The organism is Nocardioides sp. NPDC057772, from assembly GCF_042798075.1.
GTDB lineage: Bacteria > Actinomycetota > Actinomycetes > Propionibacteriales > Nocardioidaceae > Nocardioides.
Map to the genome: position 1 here is coordinate 1 of NZ_JBHVKN010000017.1, position 18,500 is coordinate 18,500.

Sequence of the window (18,500 nt, forward strand, 5' to 3'; positions counted from 1 at the left end):
GAGGAGCGAGGGCTGGCCGTCGGTGTAGACCTTGCCGCTCTCCGCGGGCAGCAGGCCGGCGACCGCCTTGAGCAGCGTCGACTTGCCGGCGCCGTTGGGGCCGATGATGCCGACCAGCTCGCCGGGCTGGCAGTAGAGGTCGGTGTCGTTGAGGATGTTGACCCCGGGAAGGTAACCGGCGATGAGGCCGTCGGCCCGCAGCACCGCACCCTCGGCCTCGCTCAGGTGCTTCTCGCGGAACTTCTCCGCATCGGTGGAAGTCACTTCGCGTCCTCCTCTTGGGCGATCTCTGCCTCGACCTCGGCCTCGAGCCGCTCCTCGTCGAGCTCGCTCAGGTCGGTGTCGTGGTGGGCCCCGAGATAGGCGTCGATGACACGCTGGTCGGCCATGACCGATTCCGGCGTGCCCTCCGCGACGATCTTGCCCTGGGCCATCACGATGACCCAGTCGGAGATGTCGCGGACCATGTCCATGTCGTGCTCGACGAAGAGGACCGTACGGCCCTCGTCGCGCAGCGACTTCACGTGGCCGAGCAACGACTGCTTCAGGGCCGGGTTCACACCCGCCATCGGCTCGTCGAGCATGACCAGCTCCGGGTCGACCATGAGTGCCCGGGCCATCTCCAACAGCTTGCGCTGGCCACCGGAGAGCGACCCCGCGAAGTCCTCGCGCTTCTTGTCGAGCAGGAAGCGGGCGAGCAGCTCGTCGGCCTTCTTGGTGACGTCGTCCTCCTGCTTGCCCCACAGGAACTTGAACGGCGCGGCCCAGAACCGCTCGCCCTTCTGTCCGGTGGCTCCCAGCCGCATGTTCTCGATCACGGTGAGCTTGGCCAGCACCTTGGTGAGCTGGAAGGTGCGCACCATCCCGAGCCGGGCGACCTTGTAGGGAGCGACGCCCTTGAGCGACCTGCCTTCGAGGCTCCACGAGCCGGTGTTCGGCTGGTCGAAGCCGGTCAGCAGGTTGAAGAACGTCGTCTTGCCGGCACCGTTGGGGCCGATCAGCGCGGTGATCGCGCCTCGCTGGATCTCGACGTGGTCGACGTCGACGGCGGTGAGTCCTCCGAACGTACGCGTGATGTTGTCGGCGACCAGGATCGGGTCGGGCTTCTTGGCGCCCGGCTCGGTGCTCACGCCGACCAGGCCCGCGGGCCCGGTCTTGCTCTCCGAGTTCTTCTCTGCGTTCGTCTGGTCAGTCATGTCAGCGTCCATCGATCGCGATCTCCCTACGGTCGCCGAAGATCCCCTGCGGTCGGAAGATCATCAGCAGCATGATGGCCAGACCCAGCACGATGTAGCGGATCACGCTGGCCTGGGTGTCGGTCATGATCACCGACGGGATCCAGCCACCTTCACCAGCCGACTGGCTGAAGAACGAGCCTAGCCCCGCGATCAGGAACCAGAACAGGATCGAGCCGATGACGGGACCCATCACCCGAGCAGCGCCACCGAGGAGCAGCGCGGCGAAGGCGTAGAAGGTCATCAGGGTCGAGTAGTCGCTCGGCACGACCGAGGCCTGCTTGAGCGCCAGGAACATGCCGCCCAGACCACCGATGACGCCACCGAGCGCCAGGGCCTGCATCTTGTAGGCGAAGACGTTCTTGCCCAGCGAGCGCACCGCGTCCTCGTCCTCGCGGATCGAGCGGAGCACGCGGCCCCACGGGCTGCGCATGAGCGCCCACACGAGCACGCAGCACAGCGCGACCAGGATCCAGCCCACGGTCAGGGACCACAGGTCGTTGCGGCCGAACGAGATGATGCCCAGGTCGATGCCGCTGTCGTAGGGGTTGGCCTGCTGGAAGGGCCGGGCGAAGCCGTTGAGCCCGTTGGAGCCACCGAAGGTGTCCTTGGTCTCCACCGCACCGAAGACGAACCGCAGCACCTCGGCCGCGGCGATCGTGACGATGGCCAGATAGTCGGCGCGCAGACGCAGGGTCGGCACACCCAGGATCACGGCGAGCACCAGCGGCGCCACCAGCGCCATGATGATGCCGAGCCAGAACGGGGCGTCGAAGGTGACCACGGAGACGGCCAGACCGTACGCACCGACCGCGACGAACCCGGCCTGGCCGAAGTTGAGCAGCCCGGTGTAGCCGAAGTGGATGTTGAGGCCGATCGCGGCCAGGGCGAAGACGATCGCCTGCGGGCCCAGCGCCTGCTGCAGCCCTGCCCGGAGAATGTCGAGAATATCCATTGTCTCTCCTACCCGAGCCGCTCTTTACGACCCAGGATGCCCTGGGGCCGCACCAGCAAGATCACGATCATGATCAGCAGCGGGCCGACCTCCTTGATCGAGGTGGGTACGCCGAACAGCGGTCCGAGCTCGTAGACGAGCCCGATCACCATCGAGCCGACCAGGGCGCCCCAGATCGTGCCGAGGCCACCGAGGGTGACCGCGGCGAAGATGACCAGCAGGATCCGCATGCCCATGAAGCTGTTGACCTGAAGCTGCATCGCGTAGAGCACACCCGACAGTGCGGTCAGCGCCCCACCGATCACCCACGCGTTGGTGATGACGCTGTCGACCCGGAGGCCCGAGGACGCGGCCAGCGCAGGGTTGTCCGAGACCGCGCGCATCGCCTTGCCCATCCGGCTCTTGGCCATCCACACGCACACCGCGGTGATCGTGACGATCGAGATGACGACGATGATCGCCTCGCGGTCGGAGAGCGAGAGGCCGAGGTAGTACCAGTGCTGCTCGCGCTGCTGGCCGCTGTACTGCGACAGCGAGCGGGTCGAGGAGCCGTAGAAGTACTGGAACAGGTAGCGCAGGAAGATCGCCAGGCCGATCGAGACGATCATCATCGCGATCAGACCGGTGCCGCGCCGGCGCAGCGGGCCCCACAGCACCTTGTCCTGGACGTAGCCACCGAGGCCACCGAGGGCGACCGCGATGACGCCGGACAGGATCACCGACACCGTGGCCAGGCCACCGGTCTTGAAGATCTGGTCGAAGGTCCAGGCCATCACCGCGCCGAAGGTGAGCAGCTCACCGTGGGCGAAGTTGGACAGGCCGGTCGTGCCGAAGATCAGCGAGAAGCCGAGACCGGCCAGACACAGGACCAGAGCGAAGACGATGCCCGCCCGGAGGTTCTGGGCGAGGTCCTTGGCGAAGTTCGACTGCTCACCGGCAGTGACGCCGATCGGGAAGATCGCCCGGTTGTTGGGGCCCTGGAAGCGTACTTGGACGGTGGCCTCGTTCTTGGTGTCCTCATCGAGGACCGTCCCCTCAGGCAGGGTCTTCTCGTCGAGGGTCACGGTGTACTTGCCGAGCTCCTCGACGACGATGATCGCCACGCCCTTGGCGTCGGTGACGCCCTCGCCGGCCTTCTCGCCATCCTTGCTGACCTCGAGGGTCACTCCCGAGATCGGTTTCGGATTGCCTTGGGCATCCTTGTTGGCCTCGTCCTGAAGCGTCACCTGGATCGCGGTGGCGTCCGGCGGTGGGGTGGCGGTTGCCTGTGCGGCACCCGCGCTCCCCACCAACAGCACCATCAGCGCACCGATGAGCGCGACGAGGACTCTGTAGAGCCGCTTGCGCACGTGGGTACTCCTGCCTGTGTGTCCTGAGGACGGATCCTGGCACCAGCTGAACACGCTGGTCAGCCGGATCCGCGCGGGCAGTCTAGGCCGACGTCACCCACGAACAAGCCACAGGTTGTCCCCCATCCAGGACCGCAACCGATCTGTGACGTGCTGTTTACACGGATTCAGGTACGTGGCCCGCTGACCCCGTGCTCGATGACGCCCTCGGCGACCTGGCGCATCGACAGACGCAGGTCCATCGCGGTCTTCTGGATCCACCGGAACGCCTCGGGCTCGCTCAGCGTGAGCCCCTCCTGCAGGATCCCCTTGGCCCGGTCGACCGCCTTGCGGGTCTCCAGCCTGTCGGTCAGGCCGGCGACCTCCTTCTCGAGCTGGGCGAGCTCCTGGAAGCGGCTCACCGCCAGCTCGATCGCAGGCACCAGGTCGGTGATGTTGAACGGCTTGACGAGGTAGGCCATCGCCCCCGCATCGCGGGCCCGTTCCACCAGGTCACGCTGGGAGAACGCGGTCAGCATGACGACCGGGGCGATCCGGTCGCGCGCGATCGCCTCCGCGGCCGCGATCCCGTCGAGCACCGGCATCTTCACGTCGAGGATCACCAGATCGGGTCGGTGCTCGGTGGCGAGCTCGATCGCGGCCTTGCCGTCACCGGCCTCACCGACGACCTCGTAGCCCTCTTCGGTGAGCATCTCCTTGAGGTCCATCCGGATCAGGACCTCGTCCTCCGCGATGACGACCGTACGCCGCGCCTGGCTCTCCGGGGTGCTGCTGGGGTTGCTCTCCGTCACGAGCACAGACTAGGCCATCACGGGCACGTCCCGGTGCAGTGATTCCGCCCACGGTCCGGTAGATTTTCTCCTGATCCAGCCGGATTGGCGGAACGGCATACGCTGCGGTCTCAAACACCGTTGCCCGAAAGGGCTTGTGGGTTCGAATCCCACATCCGGCACCACGAAATGTCGGTGGTCACACGCATGATGACTGTGTGCCACACGTCCGCCCCCAGTTTGTCGTCGACAGTGCATTGCGCTGCTCTGATGACGGGATGCGCGACGCGGACAACGCGGCGAAGCACGGCGTTGCGATCAAGACGATCCGTCGATGGCGAAGGCTCTACCAACGTGGTGGGGTCGTCCGTGGCCAGACCCATCTCGCGCCACCATGCCCACGATGCGACGGTGCCGACCTCGACGACGAGGCGTACGCCGAGATTCTTGGCTGGTATCTCGGGGACGGACACATCAGCGAGTGCCGCCGCGGCGTGTTCAACCTGCACATCATCAACGACCTGAAGCACCCCGATATCAACCAGCACCTCATCGCTCTGATGGCTCGGGTCGAACCTGGCGGTCGTCCACATACTCGTCTGGTCCCGGGAGCTGTGATCACCACGATCTCGTGGAAACACCTCCCCTGCCTGTTTCCTCAACTCGGTCCCGGCCACAAACACGAGCGCACGATCGCCTTGGAGGACTGGCAGAAGGAGATCGTGACCGCTCACCCCGGCCCGTTCCTACGGGGACTGTTCCACTCGGACGGCTGTCGGGTGAACAACTGGGCGACCCGAGTCGTCGCAGGAGAGAAGAAGCGCTACGAGTACGGCCGCTGGCAGTGCGTCAATCACTCCGACGACATCCGCGACCTGTGCACCTGGGCGCTCGATCTGGTCGACATCCCGTGGCGCCAGTCCTCTTGGAAGACGATCAGCGTCTCGCGCCGCGAGGCGGTCGCGGCGCTCGACGCGTTGATCGGCCCGAAGAGCTAGCCTTTGCGCTCGTAGGCGGGCGCGACCTCGTTGATCGCGTCGCCGATGCGGTGGATGCGCAGGGCGTTGGTGGAGCCGGGGATGCCGGGAGGCGAGCCGGCGATGATGACGACGAGCTCGCCCTCCTCGACGCGGCCGAGCTTGAGCAGGTTCTCGTCGACCTGACGGACCATCTCGTCGGTGTGCTCGACCTCGTCGGTGCGGAAGGTCTCGGTGCCCCAGCTGAGCGCGAGCTGGCTGCGTACGGCATCGGAGGGGGTGAAGGCGAGCAACGGGATCGGGTTGCGCAGCCGGGAGAGACGGCGGGCGGAGTCGCCGGAGGTGGTGAAGGCGACCAGATACTTCGCATCGACCCGGTCGGCGACCTCGGCGGCGGCCTTGGCGATGACCCCGGAGCGGGTGTGCGGGTCCCACTCGATGCGGCTGAGCTCGGCAGCGGCGGAGCCGTCGCGGGAGAAGGCGTGCCGCTCGGTGGCGGCGATGATGCGGGCCATGGTCTCCACGGTGTGGATCGGATAGTCCCCCACGCTCGTCTCGGCGGAGAGCATCACGGCATCGGCGCCGTCGAGGACGGCGTTGGCGACGTCGTTGGCCTCGGCGCGGGTCGGTGCCGGGTTGGCGATCATCGAGTCGAGCATCTGGGTGGCGACGATGACCGGCTTGGCGTTGAGGCGGGCCAGCTCGATGATCCGCTTCTGCAGGAAAGGGACCTCCTCGAGCGGACACTCCACGCCGAGGTCACCGCGGGCGACCATGAACATGTCGAAGGCGGCGATGACCTCGTCGAGGTTGTCGATCGCCTGCGGCTTCTCGATCTTGGCGATGACCGGGACGACACGCCCCTCCTCGTCCATGATCTTGCGGACGTCCTCGTAGTCCTTCGCGTTGCGCACGAAGCTGAGCGCGACCATGTCGACGCCGAGCTTGAGAGCGAAGCGCAGGTCCTCCTCGTCCTTCTCGGACAGGGCCGGGACGGAGACCGCGACGCCGGGGAGATTGATGCCCTTGTTGTTGGAGACCGGTCCGCCGACCAGGACCTCGGTGTGGACGTCGGTGTCGTCGACCGCGGTGACCCGCAGGCGCAGCTTGCCGTCGTCGATCAGGATCGGGTCGCCGACCTTCACGTCGCCCGGCAGGCCCTTGTAGGTCGTGCCGCAGATCTTGTCGTTGCCGGTCACCTCGCGCGTGGTGATGGTCCAGGGCTGACCCCGGTGGAGGATGGCCGACCCCTCCTCGAAGCGCTCGAGGCGGATCTTGGGCCCCTGCAGGTCGGCGAAGATGCCGACGCTGTGTCCGCTCGCCGCAGCCGCTTCCCGCACCAGCGCGTAGTTGCTGGAGTGATCGTCGTGGGACCCATGGCTCATGTTCATCCGGGCCACGTCCATGCCTGCGTAGACGAGCTCGCGGATGCGACGCTCCGTCCCGACGGCGGGTCCCAGGGTGCAGACGATCTTCGCTCTTCTCACGGGAGCCCAGACTACCCCTCTGGATCGTTCAAACCAGCACCCGCGGGGCGTCTCTCTGCGGAGATTCATCGAGCATTCACACCGGAGCGCCGGGTCAATGGACAGGTGCCACAAACTCCTCGCCACATGCGTGTACGAACTCTGTCGGATCCTCCGATCCGAGGGCTGAGAACCGACTGGCCCGACACCCCCGAAGTGGGGGTGCCGGGCCAGTGGTCGGCACGCCGTTGTGCCTCGGTAGGTCTGACTCAGACCATCAGCTGCCGGTCCGTCGGACGGATCGGCGCCGGCAGGTTCGTCGAGCCGGTGAGGTAGGTGTCGACCGCGGCCGCGGCGGCGCGGCCCTCGGCGATCGCCCACACGATCAGCGACTGGCCGCGACCCGCGTCGCCGGCGACGTAGACGCCGGGGACGGAGGTGGCGAAGGAGTCGTCGCGGGCGACGTTGCCGCGAGCGTCGAACTCGACACCCAGCTGGGTCAGGAGGCCGTCCTTCTCCGGGCCGGTGAAGCCCATGGCCAGCAGCACCAGGTCGGCCGGGATCTCCTTCTCGGTCCCCTCCTTCTCGACCAGCTTGCCGTCGACGAACTCGACCTCGACGAGCCTCAGCGCGCGTACGCGGCCGTCCTCGGTGCCGAGGAACTCCTTGGTGGACACGGAGTAGACCCGCTCGCCACCCTCCTCGTGCGCGGACGCGACCCGATAGGTCATCGGGTAGGTCGGCCACGGCTGACCGTCGGGGCGGTCCTCCGGCGGACGCGGCATGATCTCGAGCTGCGTGATCGACTCCGCGCCCTGGCGGATCGCGGTGCCGAGGCAGTCGGCGCCGGTGTCACCGCCACCGATGATCACGACGTGCTTGCCCTCGGCCAGGATCTGGTCGGGGACCGCCTCGCCGAGCGAGGCCCGGTTGGACTGCGGCAGGTATTCCATCGCCTGGTGGATCCCGTCGAGCTCGCGCCCGGGAACCGGCAGGTCGCGGCCGACGGTGGAGCCGTTGGCCAGCACGATGGCGTCGTAGCGGTCGCGGAGCTGGGCGCCGGTGATGTCGGTGCCGACGTCGACGCCCGCGCGGAAGACCGTGCCCTCGCGGCGCATCTGCGCCAGGCGCTGGTCGACCTGCGACTTCTCCATCTTGAACTCCGGGATGCCGTAGCGCAGCAGCCCGCCGATCTTGTCGGCCCGCTCGTAGACGGCCACGGTGTGGCCGGCTCGGGTGAGCTGCTGGGCGGCGGCCAGGCCTGCGGGGCCGGAGCCGATGACGGCGACCGCCTTGCCGGAGAGCCACTCAGGCGGCTGCGGCTTGACGTGGCCGGCGTCCCAGGCCTTGTCGATGATCGAGACCTCGATGTTCTTGATGGTCACCGCGGGCTGGTTGATCCCCAGCACGCAGGCGGCCTCGCACGGGGCCGGGCAGAGACGACCGGTGAACTCGGGGAAGTTGTTGGTCGCGTGCAGACGCTCCGAGGCACCCTCCCAGTCGTTGCGCCAGACCAGGTCGTTCCACTCCGGGATGATGTTGCCGAGCGGGCAGCCCTGGTGGCAGAACGGGATGCCGCAGTCCATGCAGCGTGAGGCCTGGGTGTTGATGATCGGCAGCAGGGTCTTGCCGATCTTGCCCGGGTAGACCTCGTGCCAGTCCTTGACCCGCTCCTCGACGGGACGACGGGTCGCGACCTCACGGCCGTTCTTCAGAAAACCCTTCGGGTCAGCCATGGAGGACCTCCATAATTCGCTGCGCGGCCTCGTCCTCGTCGAGGCCCTCCTCGAGGGCCTCCTCCTGGGCTTCGAGCACGCGCTTGTAGTCACTGGGCATGACCTGCGTGAAGCGGGTCAGAGAGTTCGGCCAGTCGGCCAGGAGCGCCTCGGCGACGGCCGAGCCGGTCTCCTCGAGGTGGTCGCGGACGAGCTGCTCGAGCTCGCCGGCGTACTTCTCCTCGACGCCGGTGGCGTCGACCAGCTCGCCGTTGAGCCGCTGCTCCGCGAAGTCGAGGACCCAGGCGATACCGCCGGACATACCGGCCGCGAAGTTGCGCCCGGTCGGGCCGAGCACGACGACACGACCACCGGTCATGTATTCGCAGCCGTGGTCGCCGACACCCTCGGTGACGATGCTGGCACCGGAGTTGCGGACCGCGGCCCGCTCCCCCACACCACCGCGGATGTGGATCCGCCCGCTGGTGGCGCCGTAGGCCAGCGTGTTGCCGGCGATGATGTGCTCCTCGGCCTTGAACCCGGCCGTACGCTCCGGACGGATCACCACGCGACCGCCGGAGAGACCCTTGCCGACGTAGTCGTTGGCGTCGCCCTCGAGGCGGAGCGTGAGCCCGCGCGGGATGAAGGCGCCGAAGGACTGGCCCGCGGAGCCGGTGAAGGTGATGTCGATGGTGCCCTCGGGCAGCCCCTCACCGCGGTAGCGCTTGGTGATCTCGTGGCCGAGGATCGTGCCGACGGTGCGGTTGACGTTGCGGATCGGCAGCTGGGCGCGCACGGGCTCGCCGCGCTCGAGCGCCGGAGCCGCGAGCGGCACCAGCTCGTTGACGTCCAGGGACTTCTCCAGGCCGTGGTCCTGGCCCTTGGTGTTGTAGAGGTCCTGGTCGGCGAACTGCTCCGGCGACTCCACCCGGGCGAAGATCGGCGACAGGTCGAGCCCGGAGGCCTTCCAGTGGTCGATCGCGTCGCGCGCGTCGAGCGCCTCGGCGTGGCCGACGGCCTCGTCGATGCTCCGGAAGCCGAGCTCGGCGAGGAGCTCGCGGACCTCTTCGGCGACGTAGCGCATGAAGTTGACGACGTACTCCGCCTTGCCGGTGAACCGCTCGCGCAGGACCGGGTTCTGGGTGGCGACGCCGACCGGGCAGGTGTCGAGGTGGCAGACCCGCATCATCACGCAGCCGGAGACGACCAGCGGCGCGGTGGCGAAGCCGAACTCCTCGGCACCGAGCAGCGCGGCGATGACCACGTCGCGGCCGGTCTTGAGCTGACCGTCGGTCTGTACCACGATCCGGTCGCGCAGACCGTTGAGGAGCAGCGTCTGCTGCGCCTCGGCGAGGCCGAGCTCCCAGGGACCGCCCGCGTGCTTGAGCGAGGTCAGCGGGGAGGCGCCGGTGCCGCCGTCGTGACCGGAGATCAGGACCACATCGGCATGGGCCTTGGAGACACCTGCGGCGACGGTGCCGACACCGACCTCGGCCACGAGCTTGACGTGGACGCGAGCGCTCGGGTTGGCGTTCTTGAGGTCGTGGATCAGCTGGGCGAGATCCTCGATCGAGTAGATGTCGTGGTGAGGCGGCGGGGAGATGAGCCCCACGCCCGGCGTCGAGTGACGCGTCTTGGCGACCCACGGGTAGACCTTGTGGCCGGGCAGCTGACCGCCCTCACCGGGCTTGGCGCCCTGGGCCATCTTGATCTGGATGTCGTCGGCGTTGGTGAGGTATTCGCTCGTGACACCGAAGCGACCCGACGCCACCTGCTTGATCGACGAACGACGCTCGGGGTCGTAGAGACGCTCCGGGTCCTCGCCGCCCTCGCCGGTGTTGGACTTGCCGCCGAGGATGTTCATCGCGATGGCGAGCGTCTCGTGAGCCTCCTTGGAGATCGAGCCGTACGACATCGCGCCGGTCGAGAAGCGCTTGACGATCGCCTCGACGGGCTCGACCTCGTCGATCGAGACCTTCTGGCGGCCCAGTTCCTCGGCGCTCTTGAGCCTGAAGAGGCCGCGCAGGGTCATCAGCCGCTCGGACTGCTCGTTGACACGGTCGGTGTACTGCTTGAACACGTCGTAGCGGCCGGTGCGGGTCGCGTGCTGGAGCCGGAAGACGGTCTCCGGGTCGAACAGGTGCGGCTCGCCCTCACGACGCCACTGGTACTCGCCGCCGATGGGCAGCGCGCGGTGGGCGTTGGCGACGCCGTCGCGCGGGTAGGCGGTGGCGTGGCGCTTGGCGACCTCCTCGGCGATCACGTCGAGGCCGACGCCGCCGAGCTTGGAGGTGGTGCCGGTGAAGTAGCGGTCCACGACCTCCTTCGAGAGGCCGACGGCCTCGAAGATCTGCGCGCCGGTGTAGGAGGCGACCGTGGAGACGCCGATCTTCGACATCACCTTGAGGACACCCTTGCCGAGCGCCTTGATCGTGTTGGCCATCGCCTTCTCGGCGTCGGCCTTCACGTAGTAGCCCTCGTAGGCGAGGTCCTCGACGGACTCGACTGCCAGGTAGGGGTTGACCGCGGCCGCGCCGTAGCCGATCAGCAGGGCGACGTGGTGGACCTCGCGTACGTCGCCGGCCTCGACCAGCAGGCCGACCTGCGAGCGGGTGCGCTCGCGGACCAGGTGGTGGTGGACGGCGCCGGTGAGCAGCAGCGACGGGATCGGCGCCATCTCCTGGGTGGAGTGGCGGTCGGACAGCACGATGATCCGGGCGCCGTCCTCGATCGCCTGGGAGACCTCTGCGGCGATCTCGTCGAGGCGGGTGCGGAGCGCCTCGGCACCGCCGTCGACCTCGTAGAGGCCGCGGACGATGTGGACCTGGAAGCCCGGCATGTCGCCGTCACGGTTGATGTGACGGATCTTGGCCAGGTCGTCGTTGGAGATGACCGGGAACGGCAGCACGATCTGGCGACACGAGGCCGGGCCGGGATTGAGCAGGTTGGACTCGGCGCCGATGGTGCCGGCGAGGCTGGTGACGAGCTCCTCGCGGATCGCGTCCAGCGGCGGGTTGGTGACCTGCGCGAAAAGCTGGGCGAAGTAGTCGAACAGCATCCGGGGCTTGTCGCTCAGCGCCGCGATCGGGCTGTCGGTGCCCATCGAGCCGATCGGCTCGGCACCGGTGTTGGCCATCGGCGCGAGCAGGATCCGGAGCTCCTCCTCGGTGTAGCCGAAGACCTGCTGGCGGCGGGTCACCGAGGCGTGGGTGTGGACGATGTGCTCGCGCTCGGGGATGTCCTCGAGGCGTACGAGACCGGCGTGGAGCCACTCGTCGTAGGGGTGCTCCGCGGCGAGCTCGGACTTGATCTCGTCGTCCTCGATGATGCGGTGCTCGGCGGTGTCGACCAGGAACATCTTGCCCGGCTGGACGCGGCCCTTGCGGACCACGGTCGCCGGGTCGATGTCGTCGAGCACGCCGGCCTCGGAGCCGAGCACGACCAGGCCGTCCTCGGTGACCCAGTAACGCGAGGGACGCAGGCCGTTGCGGTCGAGCACCGCGCCGATCTGGGTGCCGTCGGTGAACACGACCGAGGCGGGGCCGTCCCACGGCTCCATCAGCGAGGAGTGGAACTCGTAGAACGCCCTGCGGGCGGGGTCCATCTCCTCGTGCTTCTCCCATGCCTCCGGGATCATCATCAGCATGGCGTGAGGCAGGCTGCGGCCGGCCAGGTGGAGCAGCTCGAGGACCTCGTCGAACGAGGCCGAGTCGGAGGCGCCCTCGGTGCAGATCGGGAAGAGCCGCTCGAGGTCGCCCGGGATCAGCTCGGACTCCAGCAGCGCCTCGCGCGCCTTCATCCAGTTGCGGTTGCCCATCACGGTGTTGATCTCGCCGTTGTGGGCGATGAACCGGAACGGGTGGCTCAGCGGCCAGCTCGGGAAGGTGTTGGTCGAGAACCGGCTGTGGACGACGGCGATCGCGGAGGCGACCCGCTCGTCGACCAGGTCGGGGAACACCTGGGCCAGCTGGGGCGTGGTGAGCATGCCCTTGTAGACGATGGTGCGGCTCGACAGCGACGGGAAGTAGACGTCGGTCTCCTTCTCCGCGCGCTTGCGCAGGCAGAAGGCGAGGCGCTCCAGGGCCAGGCCGGTCACGCGCTGCTTGGCGCCGGCGACGAAGAGCTGACGGAAGGTCGGCATGACCGCCTTCGCGGTGGCACCGAGGGAGTCCGGGTTGACGGGTACGTCACGCCAGCCGAGGACCTCGAGGCCCTCCTCGGTCGCGATGTCCTCGACCAGCTTGACGGTGCGCTCGACCTGGTCGACATCGCCGGGGATGAAGGCGGTGCCGACGGCGTAGGCACGCTCGGCCGGGAGGTCGAAGTCGACGACCTCGCGCAGGAACGCGTCGGGGACCTGCAGCAGGATCCCGGCGCCGTCGCCAGAGTTGGTCTCGGCGCCGGCGGCGCCGCGGTGGTCGAGATTCACCAGGGCACGGATGCCCTGCTTCACGATGTCGTGGCTGGCGACGCCGGTCAGCGTCGCAACCATGGCGACGCCGCAGGCGTCCTTCTCGAACCGAGGGTCGTAGAGGCCCTGGGGGGATGGATACGAGTGCTCGTACGGCACCGGGATCTCCCGTCTGTCCGGGCTCGGGAACGCGCGATCCGACGCAGCCCAATAGCCCCGGGTTTCCGACTCTGCTTCGAGTCGGGTCCGGAGCGTGGGGATGTTCTGCGACAGGTGCGCGCGCCCCTTGCGGGGATGAAACTGGCAATCTGCAGGGGACAGCGTTGGCCCGCGCGAGTGCGGCTAGGTTACCACTGTGTCACGCGTACGTTGCGAACGAGGGTCAAGGGACGGACACCCTCCCGCGAGGCGCGACTTTGCGCCCAACTTCTGCGTCTGATCAGGCCGTGGTCGAGGATTCCTCGGTGTCGCCCTTGCTGTCAGTGTCGTGTGCGGGGGCCTTGGCAGGATCGCTGTAGACCTCCTCCTCGACCTTACCCCGGCCGGTGAAGGTGGCGTAGGCCCACCATGCGGCGGCCAGCACGAACAGGATGATCGACATCCACTCGCTCCAGCGCAGGCCGAGCACGTCGACCAGCTGGACGTTGTCGATGCGCAGGGTCTCGATCATGCCGCGGCCGAGGCAGTAGGCCATCACGTAGAGCGCGACCACGCGGCCGCCGCCCAGGCGCAGCTTCTTCTGCAGGTAGACGATGACGAAGAAGGCGAGGATGTCCCAGCAGAACTCGTAGAGGAAGGTCGGGTGGAACGTGGTGCCGGCCGGGAACTGGCCGGGGCCGTCAGGGTAGTGCGACGGGTCGATCTCCAGGCCCCACGGCAGGTCGGTCGGGCGGCCGAAGAGCTCCTGGTTGAACCAGTTGCCCCAGCGGCCGATGCCCATCGCGAGCAGACAGGTGGGGGCGATGGTGTCCAGCAGCGGGACGATCTTGATGCCCTTGGTCCGGGCGCCGATGATGGCGCCGACGGCGCCAAGCGCGATCGCGCCCCACACGCCGAGGCCACCGCGCCAGATGTAGAGCGCCTCGACCGGGTTGGCGCCGTCGCCGAAGTAGAGCTGCCAGTCCGTCATCACGTGGTAGAGCCGGCCACCGACCAGGCCGAACGGCACCGCCCACAGGGCGATGTCCTGGATGTCACCGGCGCGGCCGCCGCGTGCCTGCCAGCGCTTCTCCGAGACCCAGACGGCGACGATGATGCCGAGGATGATCGCGAACGCGTAGCCGCGCAGCGGGATCGGCCCGAGCCAGAGCACGCCTTCGGCCGGGCTGGGGATGGACATCGGGAGCATCATGCGGCGGTTTCTTCCTCAAGAAGGTGGTGGATGTCGTCGGCGAACTGCTTGGGCGAGGTGTTCATCGACCACACGACCCGCGCCTCTCCCCCGGTGACTGCGGAGACGTGGGTGTCGTGGACCCCGAGATCGTAGCCCCCGCTCGGTAGCCGGTCGGCCTCCCCGACGTAGAGCCGCATCGACTCGGCCAGCGTGACGATGTCCTTCAGGTCGCCGGTGAGGCCGATGAAGTCGTCGTCGTAGCGCTCGAGGTACTTCTCGAGCACCTCCGTCGTGTCTCGCGCCGGGTCGGTGGTGATGAAGACGACGTCGACCTGCTTCCGCTCGGCGTCGTCGAGCCGGGTCAGCGCGGCGGTCAGGCTCGACATGACCAGCGGGCACTCGTCGGGGCACTGGGTGTAGCCGTAGAACACCAGCGTCAGCGGCTTGTCGGCGTCGGTCGCCAGCGAGTACGGCTCGCCGTCGGTGTCGGTCAGCGCGGTGTCGGCGAGCTGGTAGGGAGTGTGCTCCTGCCCGGTCATCGCCGAGGCCGGCTTCTGACCGGTGCCGGCCGCGCCGCAGCCGCTGACGACCCCGACGAGGACGAGCAGGACGATCGATACGAGGATCCTCAACGCGCGCGGACTCCCGCGGCCAGGTCCTCGGTCAGGTGCGCCAGCGCCTTGAGCGCCGCCTGCTCGTCGGAGCGGTTGTCCAGCAGCGTACGCACGAAGGCGGAGCCGACGATGACCCCGTCGGCGTACGCGGCCATCTCCGCCGCCTGGGCGCCGTTGCTGACCCCGAGGCCGACGCCGACCGGCAGGTCGGTGGTCTGCCGGGTGCGGGCGACGAGCGGGGCGGCCAGCTCGGAGGTCTTGGCGCGGGCGCCGGTGACCCCCATGACCGCGGTGGCGTAGACGAAGCCGCGGCACTGGGCCGTGGTCATCGCGATCCGCTCGTCGGTGCTGCTCGGCGCGACCAGGAAGACCTTGTCGAGGTCACGGGCGTCGGCGGCCTCGATCCACTCCGGCGCGAAGTCGGGGGTGATGTCGGGCGTGATCAGGCCGGCGCCGCCGGCGTCCTGGAGCTGCTGGGCGAAACGGTCGACGCCGCGACGCTCGATCGGGTTCCAGCTGGTCATCACCAGGGTCGGCACCCCGGTCGCGGCCACGGCCTCGACGACGCGGAACACGTCGTCGACGCGTACGCCGCCGTCGAGGGCCTGCTGGACGGCGTCCTGGATCGTGGGGCCGTCCATGACCGGGTCGGAGTAGGGCAGGCCGATCTCGATGATGTCGCAGCCGGCCTCGACCATCGTGGCCAGCGCCTCGATCGAGCCCTCCACCGACGGGAAACCTGCCGGCAGGTAGCCGACCAGGGCGGCACGGTCCTCGGCCTTCGCCTTCTCGAACGCTACCGACGTGCTCACTTGCTCTCTCCCAAACCGCTGTGCTTGTCGCTTCGGGCCTGGGCTCCTTCGTCGCCCAACCCGAAGTAGTCGATGGCCGTGCCCATGTCCTTGTCGCCGCGACCGGACAGGTTGATCAGGATCGTGGCACCCTCGCCGTGGCGCTCCTTGATCTCCGGGGCGATCTTGATGGCGCCGGCGATCGCGTGGGCCGACTCGATCGCCGGGATGATGCCCTCGGAGCGCGAGAGCAGCGCGAAGGCGTCCATCGCCTCCTTGTCGGTGATGCTCGTGTAGCTCGCCCGGCCGGACTTGGCCAGCCAGGCGTGCTGCGGACCGACCCCCGGGTAGTCGAGCCCGGCGGAGATCGAGTGGGACTCGATGGTCTGGCCGTCCTCGTCCTGGAGCACATAGGTGCGGGCGCCGTGGAGCACGCCCGGGTCGTTGGCCTGGATGGTGGCGGCGTGGCGGCCGGTATCGAAGCCCTCTCCCCCTGCCTCGAAGCCGTGGATCTCGACATCCTCGTCGTCGAGGAACGCGGTGAAGAGGCCGATCGCGTTGGAGCCGCCGCCGACCGCGGCGACGACGGCGTTCGGGAGACCGCCGAACTGCTCGAGCGACTGCGCCCGGGCCTCGTCGCCGATGCCGCGCACGATGTCGCGGACCAGCGTCGGGAACGGGTGGGGCCCGGCCGCGGTGCCGAACAGGTAGGCGGTGTGGTCGACGCTCGCGACCCAGTCACGCAGCGCCTCGTTGATGGCGTCCTTGAGAGTGCCGCTGCCGGAGGGAACCGGGACGACCTCGGCCCCGAGCAGCCGCATCCGGGCCACGTTGAGCGCCTGACGGTCGGTGTCGACCTTGCCCATGTAGACGGTGCAGTCCAGGCCGAAGTAGGCGGCCGCGGTCGCGGAGGCCACGCCGTGCTGGCCGGCACCGGTCTCGGCGATCACCCGGGTCTTGCCCATCCGCTTGGTGAGCAGGGCCTGGCCGAGCACGTTGCGGATCTTGTGAGCGCCGGTGTGGTTGAGGTCCTCGCGCTTGAGGAGGACCCGTACGCCGAGCTGCGAAGAGAGCCGGGTCGCGTGGTAGAGCGGGCTCGGCAGGTTGGCGTAGTCACGCAGGATCGCGTCGAACTCCTTCACGAACTCCGGGTCGGCCTTGGCCTGCTGCCAGGCCTCGTCGAGCTCGGTGAGCGCCTTCATCAGCGCCTCGGGCATGAAGCGGCCGCCGAACCCCTCGGCCTCGCCGCCGAACCAGCCGAGCTCGTCGGCGTCGTAGGAGGTGGTCTCGTGAATGTGAGTTGTCATGGCTGTATCTGCTCTCGGATCTACTCTTGGCCTTAGCCTTGGATTCCGGTGAACTCGGCGACCGTGCCTTGCGGGTCGCCATGCTTGACCAGCGCCTCGCCGACCAGGACCGCGCGGGCCCCTTCGGCGACGTGGCGCTTCACGTCGGTGGCGGTGAAGATGCCCGACTCGGCGACCTTCACCCGGTCCTCGGGGATGAGCGGCGCGAGCCGTCCGAAGACGTCCTGGTCGATCTCCAGGGTCTTCAGGTTGCGCGCGTTGACGCCGATCAGCTCGGCGCCGAGGTCGACCGCCCGGGCGACCTCCTCCTCGTCGTGAGTCTCGACCAGCACGGTCAGCCCCAGCTCACGAGCCTGGTCGTAGAGGCGACGCAGGGTGTCGTCGTCCAGCGCGGCCACGATCAGCAGCGCCAGGTCGGCACCGGCGGCCCGCGCCTCCAGCAGCTGGTAGTGCTCGACGATGAAGTCCTTGCGCAGGATCGGCGTCTCGACCGCGGCACGGACCACGCGCAGGTCGTCGAGGGACCCGCCGAAGCGGCGTTCCTCGGTGAGCACCGAGATCGCGGCGGCGCCGCCGGCGGCGTACTTCCGGGCCAGCTCGGCCGGGTCGGGGATGTCGGCCAGAGCGCCCTTGGAGGGGCTCTTCCGCTTCACCTCGGCGATCACGCTGCTGCCCGGCGCACGGAAGTGCGGCATCGGGTCGCGCGGCGCGTCGACGTCGGCCAGCCGGGCCCGCAGGTCCGCCTCCGACACCGTCTCCTGGCGCTTGGCCAGGTCCAGACGTACGCCGTCGATGATCTTTTCGAGCACCGACATGTTTAAACCTCTCGTTTCTGGGTATGACCCACGTGCAAAGCCTCTCACCCGAACCGTGACACGCCCGATTTGGCGCCACAGTGCGGGCAACAACGGCTACTTTGCTTTCAACTCATCAACACTCGGCTGACTTTGGAGGTCAGGACATGAGCTACGGAACACCGCCCCCTCCGCCGCCGCCACAGTACGGCGCGCCGACTCCACCTGGCGGCGCTCAACCACAGGGCACGTCCGTTTTGGCGATCATCTCCCTCGTCAGCGGAATCATCAGCGTCCTCTGCTGCTCGATCTTCGTGTTCAACATCGTCGCCGTCGTCACGGGTCTCCTTGCGCTCAAGGAGATCAATCGCGGCGAGAAGACCGGGAAGGGCATGGCGATGACAGGTCTCATCCTGGGCGCCGTCTTCCTGCTCTTCGCTGTCATCTACTGGGTCCTCGTAGCCAGCGGGGTCATTCCGTCACAGTTCGAGTATTCGAGTGGGAACATGAACTGAGCCAAGACGAGAACGAGGCCCCCGGCGGATTCCGCCGGGGGCCTTGCTGTCTCACAGGCTCAGTGTGACTCGACGTTGAAGCCGAGCTTGGCGAGCACGATGAAGAGCAGACCACCGCCGACGGTGACGGCCACGCCGATCCAGAAGACGAACCAGCTGATCGGGTCGAGCATCATGGCGACGCTGCCGATGAGGAAGCCGAGGAGGCCGACCGCGACTGCGATCCAGGCTGCCGGGGTGTTGCCGTGGCTGGCGGACATGCGTGACT

At 68.1% G+C, this 18,500-nt stretch carries 16 protein-coding genes and 1 tRNA gene; 3 read left to right on the forward strand and 14 right to left on the reverse strand.

Annotated features, from left to right (window positions below; translation table 11 throughout):
- The 5 genes from ACFVJS_RS05300 to ACFVJS_RS05320 all read right to left on the reverse strand — a co-directional run.
- Nucleotides 1-264, reverse strand: a 264-nt coding sequence (locus ACFVJS_RS05300) for an ATP-binding cassette domain-containing protein (protein WP_378877891.1), incomplete at its 3' end; no start/stop codon positions are given.
- A complete protein-coding gene (locus ACFVJS_RS05305; RefSeq protein WP_378877892.1) occupies nt 261-1,196 on the reverse strand; it encodes an ABC transporter ATP-binding protein in 936 nt (311 codons plus the stop codon). The genes ACFVJS_RS05305 and ACFVJS_RS05300, both read right to left, overlap by 4 nt.
- 1 nt (nt 1,197) lies before the next feature.
- Nucleotides 1,198-2,190: a branched-chain amino acid ABC transporter permease gene (locus ACFVJS_RS05310; protein WP_378877893.1), complete on the reverse strand. Its 993-nt coding sequence runs from the start codon at nt 2,188-2,190 to the stop codon at nt 1,198-1,200.
- An 8-nt stretch (nt 2,191-2,198) separates the two neighbouring features.
- Entirely contained in the window at nt 2,199-3,539 is a 1,341-nt protein-coding gene (locus ACFVJS_RS05315; RefSeq protein ID WP_378877894.1) for a hypothetical protein, read from the reverse strand.
- A 167-nt stretch (nt 3,540-3,706) separates the two neighbouring features.
- On the reverse strand, nt 3,707-4,336 hold the full coding sequence (locus ACFVJS_RS05320) for an ANTAR domain-containing response regulator (protein ID WP_378877895.1): 630 nt from the start codon (nt 4,334-4,336) through the stop codon (nt 3,707-3,709).
- A 72-nt stretch (nt 4,337-4,408) separates the two neighbouring features.
- Here ACFVJS_RS05320 and ACFVJS_RS05325 point away from each other — a divergent pair.
- Nucleotides 4,409-4,494 (forward strand) — tRNA-Leu (locus ACFVJS_RS05325).
- A 93-nt stretch (nt 4,495-4,587) separates the two neighbouring features.
- On the forward strand, nt 4,588-5,307 hold the full coding sequence (locus ACFVJS_RS05330; protein WP_378877896.1) for a transcriptional regulator: 720 nt from the start codon (nt 4,588-4,590) through the stop codon (nt 5,305-5,307).
- Here the strand turns inward: ACFVJS_RS05330 and pyk are convergent.
- From pyk to trpC, 8 genes are all read right to left on the reverse strand, one after another.
- Nucleotides 5,304-6,773: a pyruvate kinase gene (pyk, locus tag ACFVJS_RS05335; RefSeq protein WP_378877897.1), complete on the reverse strand. Its 1,470-nt coding sequence runs from the start codon at nt 6,771-6,773 to the stop codon at nt 5,304-5,306. The genes ACFVJS_RS05330 and pyk overlap by 4 nt on opposite strands.
- Nucleotides 6,774-7,021: 248 nt before the next feature.
- A complete protein-coding gene (locus ACFVJS_RS05340; protein WP_378877898.1) occupies nt 7,022-8,488 on the reverse strand; it encodes a glutamate synthase subunit beta in 1,467 nt (488 codons plus the stop codon).
- The gene (gene gltB, locus ACFVJS_RS05345; RefSeq protein WP_378877899.1) at nt 8,481-13,037 is read right to left on the reverse strand and encodes a glutamate synthase large subunit; all 4,557 of its coding nucleotides are present in this window, start codon (nt 13,035-13,037) and stop codon (nt 8,481-8,483) included. Before gltB ends, ACFVJS_RS05340 begins: the two co-directional genes overlap by 8 nt.
- Before the next feature lie 280 nt (nt 13,038-13,317).
- Nucleotides 13,318-14,217 (reverse strand): prolipoprotein diacylglyceryl transferase, encoded by a 900-nt coding sequence (lgt, locus tag ACFVJS_RS05350; protein ID WP_378877900.1) that lies wholly within the window; start codon nt 14,215-14,217, stop codon nt 13,318-13,320.
- An 8-nt stretch (nt 14,218-14,225) separates the two neighbouring features.
- Nucleotides 14,226-14,843 (reverse strand): SCO family protein, encoded by a 618-nt coding sequence (locus tag ACFVJS_RS05355; protein ID WP_378877901.1) that lies wholly within the window; start codon nt 14,841-14,843, stop codon nt 14,226-14,228.
- Nucleotides 14,840-15,637, reverse strand: coding sequence for a tryptophan synthase subunit alpha (gene trpA / locus ACFVJS_RS05360; RefSeq protein ID WP_378877902.1), 798 nt, complete (start codon nt 15,635-15,637; stop codon nt 14,840-14,842). Before trpA ends, ACFVJS_RS05355 begins: the two co-directional genes overlap by 4 nt.
- Nucleotides 15,634-16,923: a tryptophan synthase subunit beta gene (gene trpB / locus ACFVJS_RS05365; protein ID WP_378877903.1), complete on the reverse strand. Its 1,290-nt coding sequence runs from the start codon at nt 16,921-16,923 to the stop codon at nt 15,634-15,636. The genes trpA and trpB overlap by 4 nt, the downstream gene beginning before the upstream one ends.
- 32 nt (nt 16,924-16,955) lie before the next feature.
- On the reverse strand, nt 16,956-17,738 hold the full coding sequence (gene trpC, locus ACFVJS_RS05370; protein ID WP_378877904.1) for an indole-3-glycerol phosphate synthase TrpC: 783 nt from the start codon (nt 17,736-17,738) through the stop codon (nt 16,956-16,958).
- A gap of 146 nt (nt 17,739-17,884) precedes the next feature.
- Here trpC and ACFVJS_RS05375 point away from each other — a divergent pair, with 146 nt between their 5' ends.
- Nucleotides 17,885-18,232 (forward strand): DUF4190 domain-containing protein, encoded by a 348-nt coding sequence (locus tag ACFVJS_RS05375; protein ID WP_378877905.1) that lies wholly within the window; start codon nt 17,885-17,887, stop codon nt 18,230-18,232.
- 59 nt (nt 18,233-18,291) lie between these two features.
- Here the strand turns inward: ACFVJS_RS05375 and ACFVJS_RS05380 are convergent, their stop codons facing one another.
- A complete protein-coding gene (locus tag ACFVJS_RS05380) occupies nt 18,292-18,492 on the reverse strand; it encodes an HGxxPAAW family protein (RefSeq protein WP_008362966.1) in 201 nt (66 codons plus the stop codon).
- Nucleotides 18,493-18,500: the final 8 nt, after the last annotated feature.

Coding starts and splice junctions, on each gene's coding strand:
- ACFVJS_RS05305 (WP_378877892.1), bottom strand. CDS start 1,196: ATGACTGACCAGACGAACGCAGAGAAGAACTCGGAGAGCAAGACCGGG.
- ACFVJS_RS05310 (WP_378877893.1), bottom strand. CDS start 2,190: ATGGATATTCTCGACATTCTCCGGGCAGGGCTGCAGCAGGCGCTGGGC.
- ACFVJS_RS05330 (WP_378877896.1), top strand. CDS start 4,588: ATGCGCGACGCGGACAACGCGGCGAAGCACGGCGTTGCGATCAAGACG.
- ACFVJS_RS05340 (WP_378877898.1), bottom strand. CDS start 8,488: ATGGCTGACCCGAAGGGTTTTCTGAAGAACGGCCGTGAGGTCGCGACC.
- lgt (WP_378877900.1), bottom strand. CDS start 14,217: ATGTCCATCCCCAGCCCGGCCGAAGGCGTGCTCTGGCTCGGGCCGATC.
- trpB (WP_378877903.1), bottom strand. CDS start 16,923: ATGACAACTCACATTCACGAGACCACCTCCTACGACGCCGACGAGCTC.
- trpC (WP_378877904.1), bottom strand. CDS start 17,738: ATGTCGGTGCTCGAAAAGATCATCGACGGCGTACGTCTGGACCTGGCC.
- ACFVJS_RS05375 (WP_378877905.1), top strand. CDS start 17,885: ATGAGCTACGGAACACCGCCCCCTCCGCCGCCGCCACAGTACGGCGCG.
- ACFVJS_RS05380 (WP_008362966.1), bottom strand. CDS start 18,492: ATGTCCGCCAGCCACGGCAACACCCCGGCAGCCTGGATCGCAGTCGCG.